The following is a 20,226-nucleotide window of genomic DNA, read 5'->3' as shown; positions in this document are numbered from 1 at the left end:
AATCACCTAATCTGAATCTAACATCAGGTTCAGGTTTGATCAATGACTCTTCGGAAGGACGCCACCGTGACCGTCGCGCCCCGCGAGCAGCTCCCCACCGTGCGGGGCCGCCAGACGCAGGCGGCGATCGACAGCGCCGCGCGCGCCGTCATTGCCCGCAAAGGCATTCTGGCGACCACCATTTCGGACATCGCGGCCGAGGCCGGCCGCTCCACCGCGTCGTTCTACAACTACTACGACTCCAAGGAGGCGATGGTCCATGAATGGGCACAGCGCTTCCGCGACGAAGCCCGCGAGCGGGCCCTGCCGGCAATCAGCGCCGATCTGACCAACTGGGAACGCTCCCACCAGGCCGCCGCCGCACACTGGGAGACCTACCGGCACCGGCTTGCCGAGGTCATCGCCATTTCCCAGCTGGCAATGATCAACGACGATTTCGCGCAGTATTGGTCCGAAATCTGCGAGCTACCGATCTCCCTGATCGTGTCGATGGTCAAACACGCTCAGCAGCAAGGCTTCTGCCCGGACGACAATCCACGGCTCGTTGCCGTGGCATTGGTATCGATGCTGAACCAGTTCTGCTATACCCAATTGTCAGGCGACGGCGCCACCACCGCAGACGACGACGCCTGCGTCACCACCCTGGCCAACATCTTCTACCGGACCATCTATCACGAGGGGAATCCGCGTACATGAACAGACCCGGAAGTTCGTCCGCCGCGGGAGTCACCCGAGAATTCATCGGAATGGACTCGCCCACCGCGCTGCGCGCCGGGTCCGGTGGCCACCCTTGCCAGGGCATCTACTACCGGGGCATGGGCCGCAAGCCCAAGGTGGCGATGATCGCCACGCACTACCAGATCGATTTCGCCGAGCACTACCTCGCCGACTAAATGGCAACCCGCGGTATCGGGTTCCTCGGCTGGAACACCCGATTCCGCGGCTACGAATCCAGCTTCCTGCTCGATCACGCGCTCGTGGACATCGGCGTGGGGGTGCGCTGGCTGCGCGAGGTGGCCGGCGTGGAAACCGTTGTTCTGCTTGGCAATTCAGGCGGCGGATCGCTCATGGCCGCCTATCAGGCCCAGGCGCTGTCACCGCACATCACCCCCCTGGACGGGATGCGCCCGGCCGCGGGCGTCTACGACCTGCCGCCCGCCGACGGCTATATCTCCAGCGCGGCACACCCGGGCCGACCGGACGTGCTCACCAATTGGATGGACGGTTCGGTGACCGACGAAACCGACGCGCTGGCAACCGATCCCGATCTCGACCCGTTCGCCGAGCACAACGGCCCGCCCTTCTCCCCGGAATTCGTTCAGCGCTACCGCGACGCGCAGGTCGCCCGAAACCACGCGATCACCGACTGGGTGGAAGCCGAGTACGCGCGTGTCCGCGCCGCGGGCTTCCGCGACCGCCCCTTCACGGTCATGCGGACCTGGGCCGACCTGCGCATGATCGACCCCACGCTCGAACCCACCAAACGCCCGGCCAATCAGTGCTATGCGGGCACCCCCGTCCAGGCCAACCGCTCGGCCAACGGCATCGCCGCCGCCTGCACGCTGCGCAGCTGGCTGACGATGTGGAGCCTGCGTCACGCGCAGACCCGGGCCGAACCGCACCTGGCCCTCATCGACAACCCCGCGCTGGTGATCAACGCCGAGCAGGATTCCGGTGTGTATCCCTCTGACGCGCAACGCATCTTCGACGCCCTGGCGTCCACGGACAAGACGCTGCACGCCATCGACTCCGACCACTACTTCACGACCCCGGGCGCCCGCAGCGAACAGGCCGATCTCATCGCCAAATGGATCGCCAAGCGGTGGCGGTGAATCCGGCCATCCGGGTACTGGCGCACTTCACGCCCGGCCCGCGCGTCACCGAATTCCTGGCCCCGCTCGGCGATCTGGTCGATGTGCGGTTCTGCGCCGCGGACGACGACGCGACGTTCTACCGGGAACTGCCGGAGGCCGATGTGCTGTGGCATGTCCTGCGGCCGGTCAGCGCCGACGATCTGGAACGGGGCCGGCGCCTCAAGCTGGTCCACAAGATGGGCGCGGGCGTCAACACCATCGATGTCGATGCCGCGACGCGCCTCGGCATTGCCGTGGCCAACATGCCCGGCGCCAACGCGCCGTCGGTCGCGGAGGGCACCGTCATGCTGATGCTGGCCGCCCTGCGTCGGCTACCGGAACTCGACCGCGCCACGCGCGCCGGCGCCGGCTGGCCCACCGACCCGACGCTCGGCGAGACGGTGCGGGATCTCGGCAGCTGCACCGTCGGCCTGATCGGGTACGGCAACATCGCCAAACGAGTCGAGACCATCCTCACCGCCATGGGCGCGACCGTCGTGCACACCAATACCCGTGGCGCACAGGGCCACCCCGGCTGGCGGGCGCTCCCTGTCCTGCTGGCCACCAGCGATGTCGTCTCGCTGCACCTGCCGCTCACCGAACACACCGAGGGACTGCTCGACGCCGAGGCGCTGTCCCGGATGAAACCGGGTGCGGTCCTGGTCAACACGTCACGCGGCGCCGTCATCGACGAAGCCGCACTCGTGTCCGCGCTACAGAACGGACCGCTGCAGGCCGCCGGCCTCGACGTCTTCGCCACCGAACCCGTCGATCCCGGCAACCCGCTGCTGACGCTCGACAACGTCGTCGTCAGCCCGCACACCACCTGGTACACCGCCGACACCATGCGGCGCTACCTGGCCGAAGCGGTGGGTAACTGCGAGCGACTCGCCGCCGGACAGCCGCTCGCCAACGTGGTTAACGAAGTGAACCTCTAAACACCCGTCAAGTGGGTTACGCTCGGAGTCAACCGACCAGTTATTTGGTTGGGTGCGCCACAAGCCCACAGCCGGTCACAGGAGGCAACGATGCCCATCGCGATCACGTCCGAGCACAACGATCTGGCCGATTCGGTCCGGTCCCTGGTGGCGCGCGTCGCGCCATCCGAGGTGCTGCACGAGGCCCTCGAGACACCGATCAGCAACCCACCGCCGTACTGGGCTGCCGCCGCCGACCAGGGCCTGCAGGGCCTGCACCTGTCGGAAGCCGTTGGCGGACAGGGCTTCGGCATCCTCGAACTCGCGATCACCCTGGCCGAATTCGGCTACGGCGCGGTCCCCGGCCCGTTCGTCCCGTCGGCCATCGCCAGCGCACTGATCGCCGCACACGACCCCAAATCGGCCCTGCTGCCCGGCCTGGCCTCCGGCGAGACCATCGCCGCGTACGCCTTGACCTCGGGACTGACCGCCACCGCCCAGGGCGACGGACTCGTCGTCAGCGGTGAAATCCGCGCCGTCCCCGCCGCCGCGCAAGCCGCCTTCCTGGTGGTGCCCGCCGAAGACCGGTGGGTCGTGCTCGATACCGCGGGTCTGCAGATCGACCCGGTCCAGAGCGTCGACCCGCTGCACCCCGTCGCCCATGTGCGCGCCGACGCCGTCCCGGTCGCAGCCGACCGCGTCCTCACCGGCCTGACGAGCCCGCACGCACGGGCCCTGATCACGACGCTGCTGTCGGCCGAATGCGTCGGTGTCGCCCGGTGGGCCACCGACACCGCCGCCGGGTACGCCAAGATCCGGGAGCAGTTCGGCCGGCCCATCGGACAGTTCCAGGCCATCAAGCACAAGTGCGCCAACATGATTGCCGAGACCGAGCGCGCCACGGGCGCCGTCTGGGATGCCGCCCGCGCGCTCGACGAGCATGCGTCGGGGGACGCCGACTCCGACTACCTGTTCGCCGCCGCGGTGGCCGCCACGTTGGCACCCGTCGCCGCTCAGCACTGTGCGCAGGACTGCATCCAGGTGCACGGCGGCATCGGCTTCACGTGGGAACACGACACCAACGTGTACTACCGGCACGCCATCGCGCTGGTCGCCGGGTTCGGCCGCGCCGCCGAGTACCCGCGGCAGGTCGTGGACCTGGCCACCACCTCCGGCATGCGGTCCATCGACATCGACCTGGACCCGGACACCGAGAAGCTGCGCGCCGAGATTCGTGCGGAAGTGGCTGCGCTGAAGGCACTTCCGAGCGGACCGGAGCGCAACGCCGCGATCGCCGAGGGCGGCTGGGTGCAGCCACACCTGCCGACGCCGTGGGGCCGGGCCGCGACGCCGATCGAGCAGATCATCATCGCCCAGGAGTTCAGCACCGGGAAGGTGCGGCGCCCGCAGATGGGCATCGCGGCATGGATCATCCCGTCGATCGTGGCGTTCGGCACCAGCAAGCAGCAGCAGGACTTCCTGCCGCCGACGTTCCGCGGCGACATGATCTGGTGCCAGCTGTTCTCCGAGCCGGGCGCCGGCAGCGACCTCGCCAGCCTGACCACCAAGGCCGTCAAGGTCGACGGCGGCTGGCGCATCACCGGCCAGAAGATCTGGACCACCGGCGCGCAGTTCTCCGCGTGGGGTGCGCTGCTGGCCCGCACCGACCCCAATGCGCCGAAACATCAAGGCATCACGTACTTCCTGCTCGACATGAAGAGCCCCGGGGTCGAGGTCAAGCCGCTGCGTGAGCTCACCGGCAACGCGATGTTCAACACCGTGTTCATCGACGACGTCTTCGTCCCCGACGACATGGTGCTCGGCGAGGTGAACCGCGGCTGGGAGGTCAGCCGCAACACCCTGACCAACGAGCGGGTGTCGATCGGCAGCAGCGAGCCGCCGTTCCTGGCCAGCCTGGACCAGTTCGTGGAGTTCCTGCGGGACGGCGAATTCGACGAACTGCAGCGCCACGAAGCGGGCAAGCTGATCGCCGAGGGGCACGCCGCCAAGCTGCTCAACATGCGCTCGACGCTGCTGACCCTCGCCGGTGGCGATCCGATGCCGGCCGCCGCGATCTCCAAGCTGCTGTCCATGAAGACCGGCCAGGGTTACGCCGAATTCGGGGTCGCGTCATTCGGCAGCGACGCCGTCGTCGGTGACCCGCAGCAGCCCTCCGGCCGGTGGGACGAATACCTGCTGGCCGGCCGCGCGACGACCATCTACGGCGGCACCTCCGAGGTGCAGCTGAACATCATCGCCGAGCGGCTGCTGGGCCTGCCCCGCGACCCGTAGCCGGCACTCGCCGACGGTCGGAAAACCCCCATTTCAGTGCAGAAATGGGGGTTTTCCCTACTGTCTGCGGGCATCCACCCAGGTGTACCGTTGACGTAGACGGAAACATTTTTGGTGGTGATGATCATGACCACACGAGTACTGGCGACACGAGCGTCGCGCGCGCTGCGACTGGTGTTGATCGGGGCCGTCGCGATCGCGTTCACGGTCCTGCCGACGGCCCTGCGCAGCCCGGCCACGACGCTGCAGGCGACCGGCGATCCGTGCGTCAACGGCGTCGTTCCGTGGAACCCCTACGTCGTGAACTGCAACCTGCCCGACCGGAACATTCCGAAGGTGCGCGGCGCCGCTCCCGACGCGGGCGCCATCATCGCGTGCCGCGGCAGGCCGGCGTGTCTGTCCTGGTACGTCAACAACTAGGTGACTAGAGGTCCATGTCGCGCAGCGCGCGCTTGAGGATCTTGCCCGTGGGGTTACGCGGCAACTCGTCGAGGAAGACGACCTCGCGCGGAACCTTGTAGCGCGCCAGGTGATCTCGCACGTAAGCCTTGATGTCGTCCTCGGTGACCGTCGCCCCGTCGACCTTGACGACGAAGGCCCGCAGCCGCGCGCCGAAGTCCTTGTCGTCGACGCCGATCGCGGTCGCCTCCACCACGTCGGGGTGTCCGCTGATCAGGTCCTCGACCTCGGCGGGGAACACGTTCTCGCCGCCGGAGACGATCATCTCGTCGTCACGGCCGCTGACGTACAGGAGTCCGCGCTCGTCGAAGTAGCCGACGTCGCCCGACGACAGCATCCCGTCGATGATCTCCTTGCCACCGCCGCCGGTGTACCCCTCGAACGGGAATGTGGTGCCGACGAAGATGCGCCCGACGCTGCCCTGCGGCACTTCCTTGCCGTTGTCGTCGAAGATCTTCACGCGAACACCCTTGACCACCGGGCCGACCGTCGCCGGGTTGATCGACAGGTCCTGCGGACGCGCGATGGTGGCGAACGAGATCTCGGTTGACCCGTAGAGGTTGTAGATCACCGGGCCCAGATCTTTGAGCGCGCGCGTCGCCAGTTCGGATCCCAGCTGCGACCCCGACACGAACACGATGCGCAGACTCGACAGATTCGGCTTCGGTGACGTCTTGTCCAGTTCGTCGAGGATGCGCGACAGCATCACCGGCACCACCACCATGGCGGTGACCCGGTGCCGCTCGATGTCGGCGAGTACGGTCGCCGGCTTGAACCGGCGCCGCAACACCAACGTGCTGCCCAGCAGCATGGCGATGGTCGAATGCAGGTAGCCCAGCGCGTGGAACATCGGCGCGGGCAGGCTGGTGACCTCACCCGATTTGAACGGCACCGACGACAGCACGCCACCCACCGGGGCCAGCGACGGCGGGGCACTTCGGTTGGCGCCCTTGGGCGTTCCCGTGGTGCCGCTGGTCAGGATGATGATGGACGCGGGCTTCGCGACCTTCGGCGGCGCGAGGCTGCTGGTCCGGGCGATGACGTCGGCCAGGGATTCATCGAGGCTGCCCGACGGTTCCGCCTTGTCGGGGTTGTGTCCCAGGGCCCGCAGCTTGCCCAGCGGCGGCTCGGACAGCGCGACGGCGTCGGCGTACTCGTCGTCGTAGATGATGAGCTGCGCGCCCTCGCGTTCGGAGACCTCCTTGATCTGCGGACCCGAGAATTCGGTGTTCATCAGGATGATTCGCGCGCCGACCCGCGCCGCGCCGTACACCGAGATCAGGAACCACCGATGGTTGCGGGCCAGGATGGCCACACCTTCGCCGGCCTGAACACCCTTGGCGCGCAACGCGTTGGCCGTCGCGTTCACGGCGTCGTCGAACTCCTGGAAGGTGATGTCGCCGTCGTCGTCGATGACGGCGGTGCGGTGCGGGGTGCGACGCGCGTTGAGCGCCGGGACCATGCCGATCTCACCCCAGCGGACGATGTCGGCGAGCATCGCGGCGATGTGCTGTGGCGATTCGAGTTTGAGCGCACCCGCTTCGAACATCTTCCGGGCGTAGTGCAGTTCGGCGGCGCCGCGGTCGACGTATTTGCCGACCGACTTCTCCAAAGTTTCCTGAACCTTGTTTGCCACCTGCGACGGGAGGTCAGTCAGCTTCGCCATGAGCCAACCATAGGTGACACCGCGGGTAACGCGGCCAGAACTCCGGCCCCAATTCTCGGGCCAATTACGATGACTTCATGGGTGACTCGCGGTCCCTCGAAGTGGGCGGGCGCGTGGTTGTCGTGAGCAACCCGGACAAGGTGATCTTTCCGGAACCGGGAGTGACCAAGCTCGACCTGGTCAACTACTACCTCGCCGTCGCCGACGGTGCGCTGCGCGGCGTCGCGCGGCGGCCCATGATCCTGAAGCGGTTCGTGAAAGGCATTGCCCAGGAAGCGATCTTTCAGAAGCGCGCACCGGAGAAGCGGCCCGACTGGATCGACGTCGCCGAACTGAAATACGCCTCCGGCACCTCCGCCAAGGAGGCCGTCATCGACGAGGCCGCCGGGCTGGTGTGGGCGGTGAGCCTGGGCTGCATCGACTTCAATCCGCATCCGGTCCGGGCCGACGACCTGGAACACCCCGACGAGCTGCGCGTGGACCTCGACCCCATGCCGGGTGTCGAGTGGCCGCAGATCCTCGACGTCGCAGCCGTCGTCCGCGACGTGCTCACCGACTACGGGCTGACGGCCTGGCCCAAGACGTCCGGCTCGCGGGGCTTCCACATCTACGCCCGGATCGAGCGGAACTGGCCGTACAAGCAGGTGCGGTTGGCGGCCCAGACCGTGGCCCGTGAGGTGGAGCGACGGGTGCCCGACCTGGCGACCAGTCGCTGGTGGAAAGAGGAACGCCAGGGCGTGTTCGTCGACTTCAACCAGAACGCCAAGGACCGGACGGTGGCGTCGGCCTACTCGGTGCGGTCGCGGCCCGACGCCCGCGTCTCGACACCGCTGTTCTGGGACGAGGTTCCGGGCTGCCGTCCCGAGGAGTTCACCGTGGCGACGGTGCCCGGCCGGTACGCGCAATTCGGTGACCCCTGGGCCGGGATGGACGACGCTGCCGGCGGCCTGGAGGGGTTGCTGGCGCTGGCCGAAGAACTGGGTCCGATGCCCAAAACCGAGAAATCCGGGGGCAGCACGTCGGCCGACGGACGCCGGGCATCGCAGATGCCGCTCATCGAGGTGGCCCGGACAAAGACGCGCGACGAGGCGATGGCCGCGCTCGACGCATGGCGGGCGAAGCATCCGGAAGCGGCATCTGCCCTGGAAGCCATAGATGTTCTGGTCGACGGCATGCGCGGCCCCAGCTCGATCTGGTACCGCATCAGGATCAATTTGCAGCACGTGCCGGAGGAATTGCGGCCGCCGCAGGAGCCGCTCATCGCCGACTATTCGCCGTGGGTCGGGTACCACGGCCATCAGATGCGCCGTCCGTGACCGTTACCCCGCTGAGACCATGTTTGCTAGCTGGAGCAATCACACTTCTTAGCGATGATTTAGGACTTACTCCCCGGTACCTTAACTTGGCCACATAACTTCGATCTCGAGCCGGAGAAACGACACAGCTGTCGGGCGTCCGGCAACATCGAAGGGAGGCATCACATGGCTGTAGTGACAGGCAAGGCCACCGGCGACGCAACAACGTCTGCCGCTTTCCGCTATGGCAATCCGGCGGTCGCCTGCGGCGACGCCGAGGTGCGCGCCCAGTGCCGCCAACTGGCGACGGTACTCACCGTCACCGGAGTCATCGACGAAACCGATGTGGACCTGGTTGCAGCGCAGGCACGGCGCTGCGTCCTTCCCGAGAAGCCGTTCATCCTGGACCTGAGCGGGGTCACCTCGTTCGCAGTGTCCTGCGTCGAACTGCTCGACAAGGTCAACGACAGCTGCATCGCAGCAGGTAACGAGTGGTCTCTCATCGCATCCCAGCCGGTTTCGACCGCACTGCTGGCGTGCGGCGCAGAGTCCGCCTTCCCGACCGCAACCTCCGTCTCCGAAGCGCTGCACCACTTCTCGGACAGCATGTACGAGCGCCGTCGGTTGCTGCCGTTCCTCACCAAGAAGTCCGCGTAAGACAGGAACTGAACATGTTGATCGATCTCCGCTGGCTGAGTGCCCTGCTCCACCACCGTCGTAAGACGCATCTCGCGACGCCGGCTTTCTGACCGTCCACAACCTCCAACACGGTGCCGACACCAATCTGGTGTCGGCACCGTGCTTTTGTCTGACGACCTCGCCGTGGCCGCTCAGCTGAAGTCGACGCGCACGATCACGCTGTCGTCCCAGACGTTCCGATTCCGCGCCCGCCGCCATTTCTCTCGCAGCGGCAGACCCGCGTGCACCTGCGTCACGCCCGGAATCGGGATGAGCGGCACCAGATTCCACTGCCAGCCGTAGCGGCGGTGCAACACCCGATTCGCGTCAGCCGCTTCCGGCTCGTTCAGGATCGTCGCCGTGCCCGTGAATACTGTTGCGCCGCTCAGCTTTTGGCCTCGGTAATCGCACGCGGTCAGCTCCACTCGCGGATGTGCCCGTAGGCGTGCGGTTTTCGGTCCACGCTTGGTGCGGAACACAATCGAGTTCCCCTCGACCGCGAACCACATCGGGGTGTCGACCGGCGCACCGTCCTTCTTGTAACTCCGGAGCAGCGCGTAGCGGGTGCCGTTCAGTTCGTCGATGCCCGAATGCTGTGTGTTGGTAGCCATGCGCACAGTCAACGACTTAGAGTTGGCTTCAAGTCAAGGCCGAATCAGGAGTGTCATGGCCACGTTCACCATCGGCGAAGTGTCGGCGCGCACCGACGTCGCCGCGACGACGCTGCGGTACTACGAACAGATCGGCCTCATCCCGGCACCGGCACGAGTCGGGGGCCAGCGCCGCTACGACGACACCGTCATCGATCGCCTCAACGTCATCCGGGTGTGCAAGACCGCCGGGTTCTCTCTCGACGAGATCCAGCTGTTGTTCGCCGACGACGCCCCCGGCCGCCCCGCCAGTCGCGCGCTGGCCGAGACCAAGATCGCCGAGATCGACGCCAAGATCGCCGAGCTGCACCTGGCTCGCGCGATCGTCGAATGGGGTATCCAGTGCACCTGCCCGTCGATCGACGCCTGCAGCTGCGGCATCCATCCCGTCAAGCCCGGGGACAGCCAGAAGGCCTGACCGCGGCCTATGGCGTCCTGTCTAGTGCCCGCTCGGCCGGGCCCCGCCGACTTCCGCCGGCAGGGGCGGCGGCAGCGGCGTCGTCGGTACGGGCGCGGGAGCTCCGGTGACCGGTGTGGTCGGCGTACCCACCGGCGCAGGCGTGGCGGCCGCGGTGCCGGTCAATGGCCCGCCGCTGCGGTAGAAAGTCATGGGCTCGGACCGGATGGGCTGCGAACCCGCGCTGATGTCAAGCGATTTCGCGCTGACGGCATAGGTGATGCCGTCACTCGTCGCGGTGTAGCCGCCCTGGCCGTCCGCGGTGGCCGCGGCGATGAGCTTCGCACCGTCGCTGATCCGGACGCCGCGATATTGGTACTCTCCGCCGGCGCTCCTGCAGACGGCGACCCGTGACGATGCGGTACTGCCGAACGCGACCGCGGTATCGCCCGTCGGGCAGCGCGCCGTCGAGTCGAGGAACCCCTGGGCGTCCGTCGCGGGCTCGGCCACCACCAACGGGCTTCCGGCCAGCGCCAACACCGCACCAGTCAGCGTCGCGGCAGCCAGCCCCCCGGCACGGAATCTGAAGTCGGACATCGTCACCACCACATCACACCGTGACCGGTTCGGCGAGCGCCCACACCGCACCGCCGGCAAATGATGTGGCCGTCACAGCGGCCAGGCCTGGATGAATTCTTGGAAAACTTCAGCTTGATTTATTTACCCGGGCAGGGAAATAGTGCACGTATTGCCTGGTCAGGCGGCTGATGGGGGTTTTTGCTCAGCTAGAGGCACCTCCGTCTTTCCGCTACTTTCAGACCGCCAAATTCCGCTCTGCCTCACTGAATCCGGGGTCCATCATGCAAATCGCTGTTCGGCACAACGCACTGCCTTCGTCTCTCGTTGCCGGAATGTGCTCGGTGTGCGTCGTCGCCTCGGTAGGAGCCGCGGCACCGTTGCCCGCGCCGCACTCCCTGCAGGCGGCACATTCCGCTGTGGCCACCGTGTCCCACGTGTCCACCTACGCGGAGAAGTACTACCTGACCGCCTTCCCGGCCGATCTGCTCCAGCTGATCTCGCTGCCGTTCACGGCATACCAGACGTTCCTGAACAACCTCATCGCCGGCCCGAATGAGTTCATCAAGGCCATCAACACGCTCAACGCCGCGATCTACAACCAGACCGTCGGGCCGTTCGTCGCGCAGTTGATCCAGGGCCCGAACGCGATCATCACCGGCCTGAACACCATCAACAAGGCGATCTACAACCAGACGCTCCTGCCGATCGTCAACACCCTGATCGCGGCGCCGAACGCCATCATCAAGGGCATCAACGCGATCAACGCCACCTTCTTCAACGGCACGACCGCGAAGATCCCGGTGCTCATCACCACCGCGATCAACACCGCGATCGCCGCGTTGCAGAACCTCAGCACGCTGCCGGCCACCATCATCAAGGGAATCAGCGCCCTGCCGGGTGCCCTCATCGCCGGACTGCAGGCCCTGCCGGGCGCCATCCTGTCCGGATTCCCGTTGGCCGCAACGCCGTTGGCCGCCACCACGTCGCTGAAGACGCTGGCCTCGACCACGACGCTGCCGACCACCCAGACGCTGTCGCTGACGGCCAAGCCCGCCGCCGCCGAGGCGGAGACGCCGAAGGCCACCGGTGCGACGTCGCCCGAATCCGGCACACCGGGCACGACGCCCACGGGCACCGACACCGGTAAGACGACGGAAACCGCCGGCGCCCCCACGGACAGCCAGACGGACGCCAAGGACACCAGCAAGACCGCCGGCAAGACCGACGAGAAGGCCGAGACCAAGGGCGCCGACACCAAGTCGACCGACACCAAGGGCACCGAGACCAAGACCACCGATGCCAAGGACTCGGGCGCCAAGGACACCGAGACCAAGGGCGCCGACAAGTCGACCGACGACAAGTCCGCGAAGGCCACCTCGGGCAAGTCCAAGAAGACCGACAAGTCCGCGAAGGGCGGCAAGCACAGCGCTCCCGAGGGCGCGAGCGGTTCGGTCTCCGTTCCCGCGGGTTCGACCGGCGGCAAGCACCGCGCCCCCGAGGGCGGCAGCGCGTCGCACGCGTCGAGCAGCAGCAGCAGCCACGACAGCTGACAACTAGCGCAACAACATTGAGGGCTGTGGCTTTTCGAAGCCACAGCCCTCAATGCGTTCCCGTAGGCGGGATCAGAATCAGTAGCCGGGTATCGCCGGAACGACCGGCGAGGACGCCAGCTGCAGCGGCGCCTGCGTCGCGGGAGCCAGCAGACCCGGTGTGGGCACCGTTACCGCCGGGGCGGTGAGGCCCGGCGCCGAAGCCACCGGGGCGGTCGCCGCACCGAGCGCACCGGAGACCGGAGCCGTCGCGGCCCCCAGCGTGCCCGGCAGGGGTGCCGTAACAGCGCCCAGCGTGCCCGGCAGTGGTGCCGTCGCGGCCCCCAAGGTGCCCGGCAGCGGGGCCGTCGCCGCGCCCACGACGCTCGACACCGGGGTCGTCGCCGCGCCCAGCGTGCCCGGAACCGCAGCCGTCGCGCCCGACAGGTTCGGCAGGCCGACCGACGGCACAGAGGGCAGCCCCGGCGGCGTCACCGGCAGGCCGCCGTTCATCAGGGCCGGGATGTTGCCGTTGGCGAGCGCCGTCATGAATGCGGGGCACTGAGTCTGGATCGCGACCTGCGTGGCGAACCCGGCCAGCGGCGGGGCGATGCCGCCGTTGCCGCTCATCTGGGTTGCCGTGCTGGCCATCTGACTACCCGGCTGCACCAGCAGCGGGCAGATCGAGGCACCCACCTCGGCGATCGCGTTGCTGACGGGTCCGTTGTTGCCGATGCCGACATCATTGAGCGCGTCATGGACGACGTCGGCCTGCGCGCGCGGTCCCCACATGAGGGCGGCGGCCACGATGGCGCCGGCCACCACGACAGGTCGCAGCACCGCGGCGGACGTCGCGATGACATCCACCGAGCCGACCTGGGTCCTTCCGGTCTTCGGCCGGCCCGGGCGGGCGGCCACCGGTCGTCTGCGGTACGTCACTTCAGTAGTTGCGGTCATCAGCACGCTCCCTGTTCCTGAGTGCTCGGCGCCACACTGGGCACTGGTTTCACTTCGGTAACGGTGGGCTACAAAAGTCACAAAAACAACACGGACCGATAACCGTTCGAACCCTATGCGTTTCGCTACCTTGATCTCTGAGACCGGGCTGAAATTCTGTCTCCTTTTCTTACGGGAGCTTCAACTCAATAACACCAGTAGTCACATTCGCCCCATTTGCACCTTTTGACACAAATTGAATGTGGCGTCAATACCTGGCCGAAGATCGGCCGTTTCGAGCCCTGTCATCACCAACTCGACCCGCCGTCGGACGTCGAGAAAACCCCGCATCAATTGACGCCGGAGTAGGCCTTACTTTGTTCATAGGTAATGGTCAGACGCGTGTGACATACTGCACTTTGGTCAGAAAAGGGGAGGTGATCTCCGCGTGATGCCCCACGCGCGGCTGCTCGCCGCCTCCAGCCTCGTAACAGCGGGTTTGCTGGCGCTGGGCCCCGCAGCCGTCGTGGCATTGGCCGACACCGACAGCGGCAGCTCCAGCACAGGGACCTCGGGCGGCTCGACCACCGGCGGCACCACGGGCACCACAGGCACCACGACGGGCACGACCACCGGCGGCACCACCACCGGCTCGGACACCTCGTCGACGACCGGTGGCAGCACCACTACCGGCTCCACGACCACGGGATCGTCGACCACCACCGGCTCCACGACCGGCGGCAGCTCGTCACCGAACCTGCAAACCACCTTGGGCGGCATGGTCGGCCAGTTCACCCGCATCATCCAGCACCCGACCAGCGTCATCGGCGGTGCACCGCTGACGGGCCTCGTGCCGGGCGTCAAGCCCAAGCCCGGTCAGAACGCTCCGCTGCTCACCCCCGGCGGCTCGTCGACGTTCTCCGCGCCGGCGCCGGCAAACACCGGGGCACCGCAGCCGTCGGCGGCTCTGACTCCGGAACCGACGAAGAACAGCCAGGACACCGGCCCCGCGACCGAGTCCAAGCCCCCGCTGGCGCAGCTGCCGCTGGCCGCGGCCCAGGTTCCGTTGACCGCACTCGACCTCGTCAAGACCACCATCCCGACGGTCGTCGACGCGGTCCCGATTCCGGGTCTCGCGGCACTACCCGTCTTCGCCGACGCCCTGATCAACCCCATCGAGACCACCGTCCGCGAGTTGGCGACGGCCGCGTCCAACCTGCCGTTCCTGCAATACACGCCGGGCATGCCCGCCATCCAGTTGCCACCGGACAGCCGGTCCTTCCCGCAGAGCTCGTCCCAGCTGCCGAAAACCTTTGCCGCAAGCACTGATTCGTTGCCACGCGACATCTCGCCGGGCGCTCCGGGCACCACCGACAAGCCGGTCCCGCCGGTCCAGCCCCGGAGCGTCTTCGCCGCCGAGTCGCACCTCGTCGCGTCGAAGGACTTCCGGCCGGGTTATCCGGACTACCTGCGGGCCGCCGGCCTCAGTGAGGTGGCGGCGGTCGCCGTCCCGGGGTTCGCCGGCATCATCACGCTCACCGCCGCCGGAGGGTTGGTCGGCTACCGGCAGGCGCGCGCCACCTCGTCGGCACCCGCTCGCGCCCAGCGATTCGTCAACTAGGTCCTGGCCCAGGTCTCCGGACGCGGCGACTTTCGCGGGCGCCCACGGGATTTCCGCCGAGGACTCCCCCGATGCCCGCCGACCGGGAAGAATCGGTCGTGACCGGAATAACCCGGCTTCCTCAATCCGTTGGGAATCGACGTGACCGAACATGAACTGAGCCCCACCGACTGGGTGCGCAAGCAGACCGAACAGATTCTCGCGCAGGGCACCACCGATGGTGTGCAGATCCTCGATCGGCCGGTGGTCCTGTTCACCACCACCGGAGCCAAGTCCGGCAAGAAGCGTCTCGTGCCGTTGATGCGCGTCGAGCACAACGGCCGCTACGCCCTCGTGGCATCCAAGGGCGGCGCCCCCGAGCACCCGTCGTGGTACCACAACGTCAAGGCCCACCCGCAGATCACCGCGCAGGACGGCGACAAGGTCTACGAGCTGACGACACGTGAGCTCGAGGGTGAGGAACGCCAGGAATGGTGGGACCGGGCCGTCGAGGCCTACCCGCCCTACGCCGAGTACCAGACCAAGACCGACCGGCTGATCCCGGTCTTCATCGCCGAATAGCGTCCCGCTCCTCCACCGCAAGCAGCCGCCGCGCGGACTGCAACAAGATGCGGTGGAGTTCGTCGTCGGGGATGTCCTGCAAGTCGGGATCCATCGCGCTGCCGTAGACGCCCGAGGTGACCAGCGACATGGTCACCCGGGTCTCGGTATCCGCACTGTCCATGCCCAGCACCTTGCGCAGGCGCTGGTTGATGGCACTGCACTCCTCGTGGGTTTTGACCAGGGTGTCGATGGCCGGGTCGCGATAGAAGACTGCCGTCACGCGCCGGTGCCGGACCGCGAGCTCGACGAAACCCGTGATCGCGGCCTCCTGGCGCGCCGCCGCGCTCTCCGCGGCCTCGATCGCCGTGGCCAGCTGATCAAGTTCGGCGAACACCGGACGGATCACGGCGAGCACGATGTCGTCCTTCGAGTGGAACTGGTAGTACACGGAAGCCTTGCTGACCCCGAGGTGATCGGCGATCATCTGCAGCGATGTGCCGTTCACGCCGTGGTCCGCAAACAACGCCAGGGCGGCTTCGATCACCCGTGCCCGCGCCGATCCGCGTGGCCCCACCGATTTGGCCAATCCTCGCTCCCTGTTCAACGCCGACCCGAACCGGTCGTCGTGTAGCGGCGGTCACCGCTGTTGCGGCGACGTCACCTGCGTCACACGGGAAACCCCGATGTGGGCACCGACCTGCATCAATTGATTCGCTTAACTTGTCTAAGTTTACCGTGGTGGATACGCTGAGTCTGCCGATCGGCAGATTGAAATGTGACACAGCTGGAGGTGCCGCACAAGCGGTGCGCAACGCTCCAGCTCACACGGTCCGCCAAGGCATGTCGAGCAACAAGGACGGGGAGGTCAGCGTGACCAAGGAGATCGCAGCGTGATCGGCAATGCGCTCAAGAAGGCGTGGATCCCGTTGCTCATCCTCGCCGTGGCCCTCGTCGCCGGCTTCACCGTGCAGCGCGTGCGCACCTACTTCGGCCAGAACCCCGTCATCGTCACCCCGCGCAACTTCGCCGACGATGCCAAACCGTTCAAGCCCAAGGTCGTCACCTACGAGATCACCGGCACCGGCAGCTACGCCGACATCAACTACCTCGACCTGGACGCCAAGCCCCAGCGCATCGACCACGCGCCGCTGCCCTGGAAGCTCACCCTGTCCACCACCGCACCGGCAGCGTCGCCGAACATCGTCGCCCAGGGCGACGGTGACTCCATCACCTGCACCGTCCACGTCGACGACGAACTCAAAGACACCCGCACCTCCACGGGCGTGCACGCCCAGACCTTCTGCCTGGTGAAATCCGCATGAGCAACCACAGCCTCGATACCCCGACCGACTCGTTTCCCAAGGCCGGGCAGGCACCGCACCGGCCGCTGATCCCGCGGGTCATCCGCACGCTTGCCGTCCCGGTCATCCTGGCCTGGATCGGCATCGTCGTGGTGCTGAGCACGATCGTCCCGCCGCTCGACGAGGTCGGCAAGATGCGCTCGGTCTCCATGTCGCCGCACGACGCGCCGTCGATGATCGCCATGAAGCAGATCGGTTCCGACTTCAAGGAATTCGACTCCGACAGCTCGGCCATGGTGGTGCTCGAGGGCGAGCAGCCGCTGGACGCCGCCGCCCACGCGTACTACGACCAGATCGTCGCCAAGCTCCAGGCCGACACCGCGCACGTCGAGCACGTCCAGGATTTCTGGAGCGACCCGCTGACCGCGTCGGGCTCGCAGAGCGCCGACGGCAAGTCCGCCTACGTGCAGGTCTACCTGCGCGGTAACCAGGGCGAATCGCTCGCCAACGAGTCCGTCGAGACCGTCGACAAGATCCTCAAGAGCGTCCCCGCGCCGCCGGGCGTCAAGAGCTACGTCACCGGCGCGGCCGCCCAGGCATCCGACATGAACGTCGCCGGCGACCGCAGTTTGAAGATCATGGAGGCCGTCTCGTTCGCGGTCATCATCATCATGCTGCTGCTGGTGTACCGCTCGATCATCACAGTGCTGATCGAGCTGTTCATCGTCATGGTGCTGGTGGGCGCGGCGCGCGGCCTGGTGGCCGTGCTCGGCTACTACAAGATCATCGGCCTCTCGACGTTCGCCACCAACCTGCTGCCGATGCTGGCCATCGCGGCGGCGACCGACTACGCCATCTTCCTGATCGGCCGGTATCAGGAAGCGCGCACCGCGGGCATGTCCAAAGAGGACGCCTACTACGACATGTATCACGGCACCGCGCACGTCATTCTCGGTTCGGGTCTGACGATCGCCGGCGCGACGTACTGCCTGCACTTCACTCGACTGCCGTACTTCCAGACACTGGGCATCCCCCTGGCCATCGGCATGGTCACCGTGGTGTTCGCCGCGCTGTCCCTCGGCCCGGCGCTCATCACCGTGGTCACCAAGTGGGGCAAGACGCTCGAACCCAAGCGCGCGATGCGGGTGCGGGGCTGGCGCAAGATCGGTGCGGCGATCACCCGCTGGCCGGGCCCGATCCTCGTCGCCACCATCGCGGTGGCGCTGGTCGGCCTGGTGGCGATCCCCGGCTACAAGACGAGCTACGACGACCGCCAGTACATGCCCGCGGACCTCACGTCCAACGAGGGTTATGCGGCCGCCACCCGGCACTTCTCCCCGGCCCGCATGAATCCCGACCTACTGCTGGTCCAGACCGACCACGACCTGCGCAACCCGGCGGACTTCCTCGTGATCAACAAGATCGCGAAAGCCATTGTGGCCGTTCCCGGTATCGCTCAGGTGCAGGCCATCACGCGGCCCGAGGGCACGCCGATCGAGCACTCGACCATCCCGTTCCAGTTGGGCATGCAGAGCACCACGCAGGTCATGAACCAGAAGTACCAGCAGGACATGATGAACGATATGCAGAAGCAGATCGGTGACATCCAGGTGAGCATCGACACCATGACCAAGATGCAGGGCATCACGGTCCAGATGTCGACCGTCATGGACAGCATGGTCGGCAAGATGCACGGCATGTTGTACGACATCGAGGATCTGCGCAACCACATCTCCGATTTCGACGACTTCTTCCGGCCGATCCGCAACTACCTGTACTGGGAACCGCACTGCTACGACATCCCGGTCTGCTGGTCCATGCGGTCGGTGTTCGACACCCTCGACGGCATCGACACCATGACGGATGACTTCCAGTCCGTCATCCCGGACATGGACAAGATGTCCGCGCTGACGAAGCAGATGGTCACGGTCATGCCTCCGCAGATCGAGACCATGAAGAACATGAAGAAGTACATGCAGATGATGTACGCCACCCAGAAGGGGCAGCTGGATCAGCAGGCCGAGGGCCAGAAGAACTCCAGCGCCATGGGTGAGGCCTTCGACAAGTCGAAGAACGACGACTCGTTCTACCTGCCGCCGGAGGCCTTCGACAGCGCCGACTTCAAGCGCGGCATGAAGAACTTCATCTCGCCGGACGGCAAGTCGGTGCGGTTCATCGTGCAGCACGAGGGCAATCCGCTTACGCCCGAAGGCATCTCGCACATCGACGCCATCAAGCTGGCCGCCAAGGAAGCGATCAAGGGCACCCCGCTCGAGGGCTCGAAGATCTACCTGGCCGGCAGCGCGGCGACCTTCCGTGACATGGCCGAGGGTTCCGACTACGACCTGATGATCGCCGGAATCTCCGCTCTCGCACTGATTTTCGTCATCATGCTGCTCATCACCCGGGCGGTGGTGGCGGCGGCGGTGATCGTGGCGACGGTGGCGATCTCGCTCGGCGCGTCGCTGGGTATGTCGATCCTCATCTGGCAGTACCTCATCGGGCTACCGCTGCACTGGATGGTGATCCCGATGTCGGTGATCATCCTGTTGGCCGTCGGCGCGGACTACAACCTGCTGCTGGTCGCCCGCTTCAAGGAAGAGATTCAGGCCGGCCTCAACACCGGCATCATCCGCGCGATGGGCAGCACCGGCTCCGTGGTCACCAACGCCGGCCTGGTCTTCGCCTTCACCATGTCGTCGATGATCATCAGCGAGCTGCGCATCATCGGCCAGGTGGGCACCACGATCGGCCTGGGCCTGCTGTTCGACACCCTGGTCGTCCGGTCGTTCATGATGCCGTCGATCGCCGCCCTCATGGGCAAGTGGTTCTGGTGGCCGCAGATCGTGCGTCAGCGGCCGAAGCCGGTGCCGTGGCCGACCCCCGCCGAGAAGGTCGACGCGACCGTCTGACCCGTCGTACCGAAAAGCGCCGCGCTGAGATCGCCTCTCAGCGCGGCGTTTTTGTTCTGTAGAGAACTCCCCAATTGCGAGATACGTCGTTTCAGTCACGAGGCACCGACGGCCATCCCGACTGCAGCCAGGGACATTCTCCGGCCGCCGACGGTCCCTGGGTTCGATCGCGGCGTCAGATCGCCGTCACGATTGAACTCACGCACACATTCGCGAAGCCGGCCGGTACGGGAGCAGCGCACGTACCCCTGGCACGCAAAATGCCCGCCTCCGCGCGACGAGGTTGTCGCTCGGAGACGGGCACAAGCGTGAGTAGGGGTTGGAATGGCGGGCCGGCCGGGCCCTGGCAGCACCGCGGCGCTGCCGGGCTACGGAATCAGGCGCCGAAGCCGCGGCCCGTGGACCACGCGAACACCGCGTAGGCCGCCGAACCCGACAGCTGGTGGATTTCGGCTTCCGTGCCACCGAGTTCGCGGATGCGGTCGGCGAAGGTCGACTCGATGATGCCCGAACACGTCGACAGCAGATCCATCAACGATGCGTCCGCCGCCGGCTGTGCCGACTCGAACTGGTTCGGCAAATGCGCTACTGCTCCCAC

General features: G+C 66.6%; 18 protein-coding genes and 1 pseudogene. 13 read left to right on the top strand and 6 right to left on the bottom strand.

Annotated features, from left to right (window positions below):
* Positions 1-66 precede the first annotated feature (66 nt).
* From ACJH6J_RS12490 to ACJH6J_RS12470, 5 genes and pseudogenes are all read left to right on the top strand, one after another.
* Positions 67-696 carry a TetR/AcrR family transcriptional regulator gene (locus ACJH6J_RS12490; protein WP_133425882.1) on the top strand — a complete coding sequence of 210 codons (630 nt, stop codon included), beginning with the start codon at positions 67-69 and terminating at the stop codon, positions 694-696.
* Positions 693-1,832, top strand: a pseudogene (locus tag ACJH6J_RS12485) (alpha/beta hydrolase). The gene ACJH6J_RS12490 and the pseudogene ACJH6J_RS12485 overlap by 4 nt, the downstream one beginning before the upstream one ends.
* Positions 1,808-2,791: a 2-hydroxyacid dehydrogenase gene (locus ACJH6J_RS12480; protein ID WP_406804011.1), complete on the top strand. Its 984-nt coding sequence runs from the start codon at positions 1,808-1,810 to the stop codon at positions 2,789-2,791. The pseudogene ACJH6J_RS12485 and the gene ACJH6J_RS12480 overlap by 25 nt, the downstream one beginning before the upstream one ends.
* A 90-nt stretch (positions 2,792-2,881) precedes the next feature.
* Complete coding sequence (locus tag ACJH6J_RS12475; protein WP_406804010.1) at positions 2,882-5,062, top strand: acyl-CoA dehydrogenase; 2,181 nt, start codon at positions 2,882-2,884, stop codon at positions 5,060-5,062.
* Positions 5,063-5,188: 126 nt separating this feature from the next.
* Complete coding sequence (locus ACJH6J_RS12470; RefSeq protein ID WP_406804009.1) at positions 5,189-5,482, top strand: hypothetical protein; 294 nt, start codon at positions 5,189-5,191, stop codon at positions 5,480-5,482.
* Between the two features lie 4 nt (positions 5,483-5,486).
* Here ACJH6J_RS12470 and fadD2 read toward each other — a convergent pair whose 3' ends face one another.
* A complete protein-coding gene (gene fadD2 / locus ACJH6J_RS12465; RefSeq protein ID WP_406804008.1) occupies positions 5,487-7,187 on the bottom strand; it encodes a long-chain-fatty-acid--CoA ligase FadD2 in 1,701 nt (566 codons plus the stop codon).
* A 77-nt stretch (positions 7,188-7,264) separates the two neighbouring features.
* Between fadD2 and ligD the strand changes: the two genes are divergently transcribed.
* Positions 7,265-8,503 (top strand): non-homologous end-joining DNA ligase, encoded by a 1,239-nt coding sequence (gene ligD, locus ACJH6J_RS12460; protein WP_406804007.1) that lies wholly within the window; start codon positions 7,265-7,267, stop codon positions 8,501-8,503.
* A gap of 165 nt (positions 8,504-8,668) precedes the next feature.
* Positions 8,669-9,139, top strand: a complete 471-nt coding sequence (locus ACJH6J_RS12455) for an STAS domain-containing protein (RefSeq protein WP_073694664.1) — start codon at positions 8,669-8,671, stop codon at positions 9,137-9,139.
* A 173-nt stretch (positions 9,140-9,312) separates the two neighbouring features.
* On the opposite strand, the gene ACJH6J_RS12450 is transcribed toward ACJH6J_RS12455, so the two are convergent.
* The gene (locus tag ACJH6J_RS12450) at positions 9,313-9,771 is read right to left on the bottom strand and encodes a PPOX class F420-dependent oxidoreductase (RefSeq protein WP_293012279.1); all 459 of its coding nucleotides are present in this window, start codon (positions 9,769-9,771) and stop codon (positions 9,313-9,315) included.
* A gap of 55 nt (positions 9,772-9,826) precedes the next feature.
* Here ACJH6J_RS12450 and ACJH6J_RS12445 point away from each other — a divergent pair, with 55 nt between their 5' ends.
* Complete coding sequence (locus ACJH6J_RS12445; protein WP_293012282.1) at positions 9,827-10,228, top strand: MerR family transcriptional regulator; 402 nt, start codon at positions 9,827-9,829, stop codon at positions 10,226-10,228.
* 21 nt (positions 10,229-10,249) lie between these two features.
* Here the strand turns inward: ACJH6J_RS12445 and ACJH6J_RS12440 are convergent, their stop codons facing one another.
* A complete protein-coding gene (locus tag ACJH6J_RS12440; RefSeq protein WP_406804006.1) occupies positions 10,250-10,804 on the bottom strand; it encodes a hypothetical protein in 555 nt (184 codons plus the stop codon).
* A 263-nt stretch (positions 10,805-11,067) separates the two neighbouring features.
* Between ACJH6J_RS12440 and ACJH6J_RS12435 the strand changes: the two genes are divergently transcribed.
* The gene (locus tag ACJH6J_RS12435) at positions 11,068-12,336 is read left to right on the top strand and encodes a hypothetical protein (protein WP_406804005.1); all 1,269 of its coding nucleotides are present in this window, start codon (positions 11,068-11,070) and stop codon (positions 12,334-12,336) included.
* Positions 12,337-12,414: 78 nt separating this feature from the next.
* Here the strand turns inward: ACJH6J_RS12435 and ACJH6J_RS12430 are convergent, their stop codons facing one another.
* Positions 12,415-13,272 (bottom strand): DUF732 domain-containing protein, encoded by an 858-nt coding sequence (locus ACJH6J_RS12430; protein ID WP_212808015.1) that lies wholly within the window; start codon positions 13,270-13,272, stop codon positions 12,415-12,417.
* A gap of 427 nt (positions 13,273-13,699) precedes the next feature.
* On the opposite strand from ACJH6J_RS12430, the gene ACJH6J_RS12425 reads away from it, so the two are divergent.
* Both ACJH6J_RS12425 and ACJH6J_RS12420 read left to right on the top strand, forming a co-directional pair.
* The gene (locus tag ACJH6J_RS12425) at positions 13,700-14,872 is read left to right on the top strand and encodes a hypothetical protein (protein WP_212808014.1); all 1,173 of its coding nucleotides are present in this window, start codon (positions 13,700-13,702) and stop codon (positions 14,870-14,872) included.
* Positions 14,873-15,013: 141 nt separating this feature from the next.
* The gene (locus ACJH6J_RS12420) at positions 15,014-15,433 is read left to right on the top strand and encodes a nitroreductase family deazaflavin-dependent oxidoreductase (RefSeq protein WP_133425869.1); all 420 of its coding nucleotides are present in this window, start codon (positions 15,014-15,016) and stop codon (positions 15,431-15,433) included.
* On the opposite strand, the gene ACJH6J_RS12415 is transcribed toward ACJH6J_RS12420, so the two are convergent.
* Positions 15,420-16,001 (bottom strand): TetR/AcrR family transcriptional regulator, encoded by a 582-nt coding sequence (locus ACJH6J_RS12415; protein WP_166427985.1) that lies wholly within the window; start codon positions 15,999-16,001, stop codon positions 15,420-15,422. The two genes, ACJH6J_RS12420 and ACJH6J_RS12415, sit on opposite strands and share 14 nt — an antisense overlap.
* Before the next feature lie 304 nt (positions 16,002-16,305).
* Between ACJH6J_RS12415 and ACJH6J_RS12410 the strand changes: the two genes are divergently transcribed.
* The gene (locus ACJH6J_RS12410) at positions 16,306-16,737 is read left to right on the top strand and encodes an MmpS family transport accessory protein (RefSeq protein ID WP_133425868.1); all 432 of its coding nucleotides are present in this window, start codon (positions 16,306-16,308) and stop codon (positions 16,735-16,737) included.
* A complete protein-coding gene (locus ACJH6J_RS12405) occupies positions 16,734-19,628 on the top strand; it encodes an RND family transporter (RefSeq protein WP_133425867.1) in 2,895 nt (964 codons plus the stop codon). Before ACJH6J_RS12410 ends, ACJH6J_RS12405 begins: the two co-directional genes overlap by 4 nt.
* A gap of 376 nt (positions 19,629-20,004) precedes the next feature.
* Here the strand turns inward: ACJH6J_RS12405 and ACJH6J_RS12400 are convergent, their stop codons facing one another.
* The gene (locus tag ACJH6J_RS12400) at positions 20,005-20,226 is read right to left on the bottom strand and encodes a hypothetical protein (protein WP_131810278.1); all 222 of its coding nucleotides are present in this window, start codon (positions 20,224-20,226) and stop codon (positions 20,005-20,007) included.

Origin of the sequence: Mycobacterium sp. SMC-18 (assembly GCF_045310895.1) — a bacterium.
GTDB lineage: Bacteria > Actinomycetota > Actinomycetes > Mycobacteriales > Mycobacteriaceae > Mycobacterium.
Note: the sequence above shows the minus strand (reverse complement) of the source record. Positions and strands in the feature narration are given on the sequence as shown.

Excerpts from the sequence above, each read along its gene's own strand:
- ACJH6J_RS12480 (WP_406804011.1), top strand. The coding sequence starts at position 1,808 with ATGGATCGCCAAGCGGTGGCGGTGAATCCGGCCATCCGGGTACTGGCG.
- ACJH6J_RS12475 (WP_406804010.1), top strand. The coding sequence starts at position 2,882 with ATGCCCATCGCGATCACGTCCGAGCACAACGATCTGGCCGATTCGGTC.
- ACJH6J_RS12470 (WP_406804009.1), top strand. The coding sequence starts at position 5,189 with ATGACCACACGAGTACTGGCGACACGAGCGTCGCGCGCGCTGCGACTG.
- fadD2 (WP_406804008.1), bottom strand. The coding sequence starts at position 7,187 with ATGGCGAAGCTGACTGACCTCCCGTCGCAGGTGGCAAACAAGGTTCAG.
- ligD (WP_406804007.1), top strand. The coding sequence starts at position 7,265 with ATGGGTGACTCGCGGTCCCTCGAAGTGGGCGGGCGCGTGGTTGTCGTG.
- ACJH6J_RS12455 (WP_073694664.1), top strand. The coding sequence starts at position 8,669 with ATGGCTGTAGTGACAGGCAAGGCCACCGGCGACGCAACAACGTCTGCC.
- ACJH6J_RS12450 (WP_293012279.1), bottom strand. The coding sequence starts at position 9,771 with ATGGCTACCAACACACAGCATTCGGGCATCGACGAACTGAACGGCACC.
- ACJH6J_RS12445 (WP_293012282.1), top strand. The coding sequence starts at position 9,827 with ATGGCCACGTTCACCATCGGCGAAGTGTCGGCGCGCACCGACGTCGCC.
- ACJH6J_RS12440 (WP_406804006.1), bottom strand. The coding sequence starts at position 10,804 with ATGTCCGACTTCAGATTCCGTGCCGGGGGGCTGGCTGCCGCGACGCTG.
- ACJH6J_RS12435 (WP_406804005.1), top strand. The coding sequence starts at position 11,068 with ATGCAAATCGCTGTTCGGCACAACGCACTGCCTTCGTCTCTCGTTGCC.
- ACJH6J_RS12430 (WP_212808015.1), bottom strand. The coding sequence starts at position 13,272 with ATGACCGCAACTACTGAAGTGACGTACCGCAGACGACCGGTGGCCGCC.
- ACJH6J_RS12405 (WP_133425867.1), top strand. The coding sequence starts at position 16,734 with ATGAGCAACCACAGCCTCGATACCCCGACCGACTCGTTTCCCAAGGCC.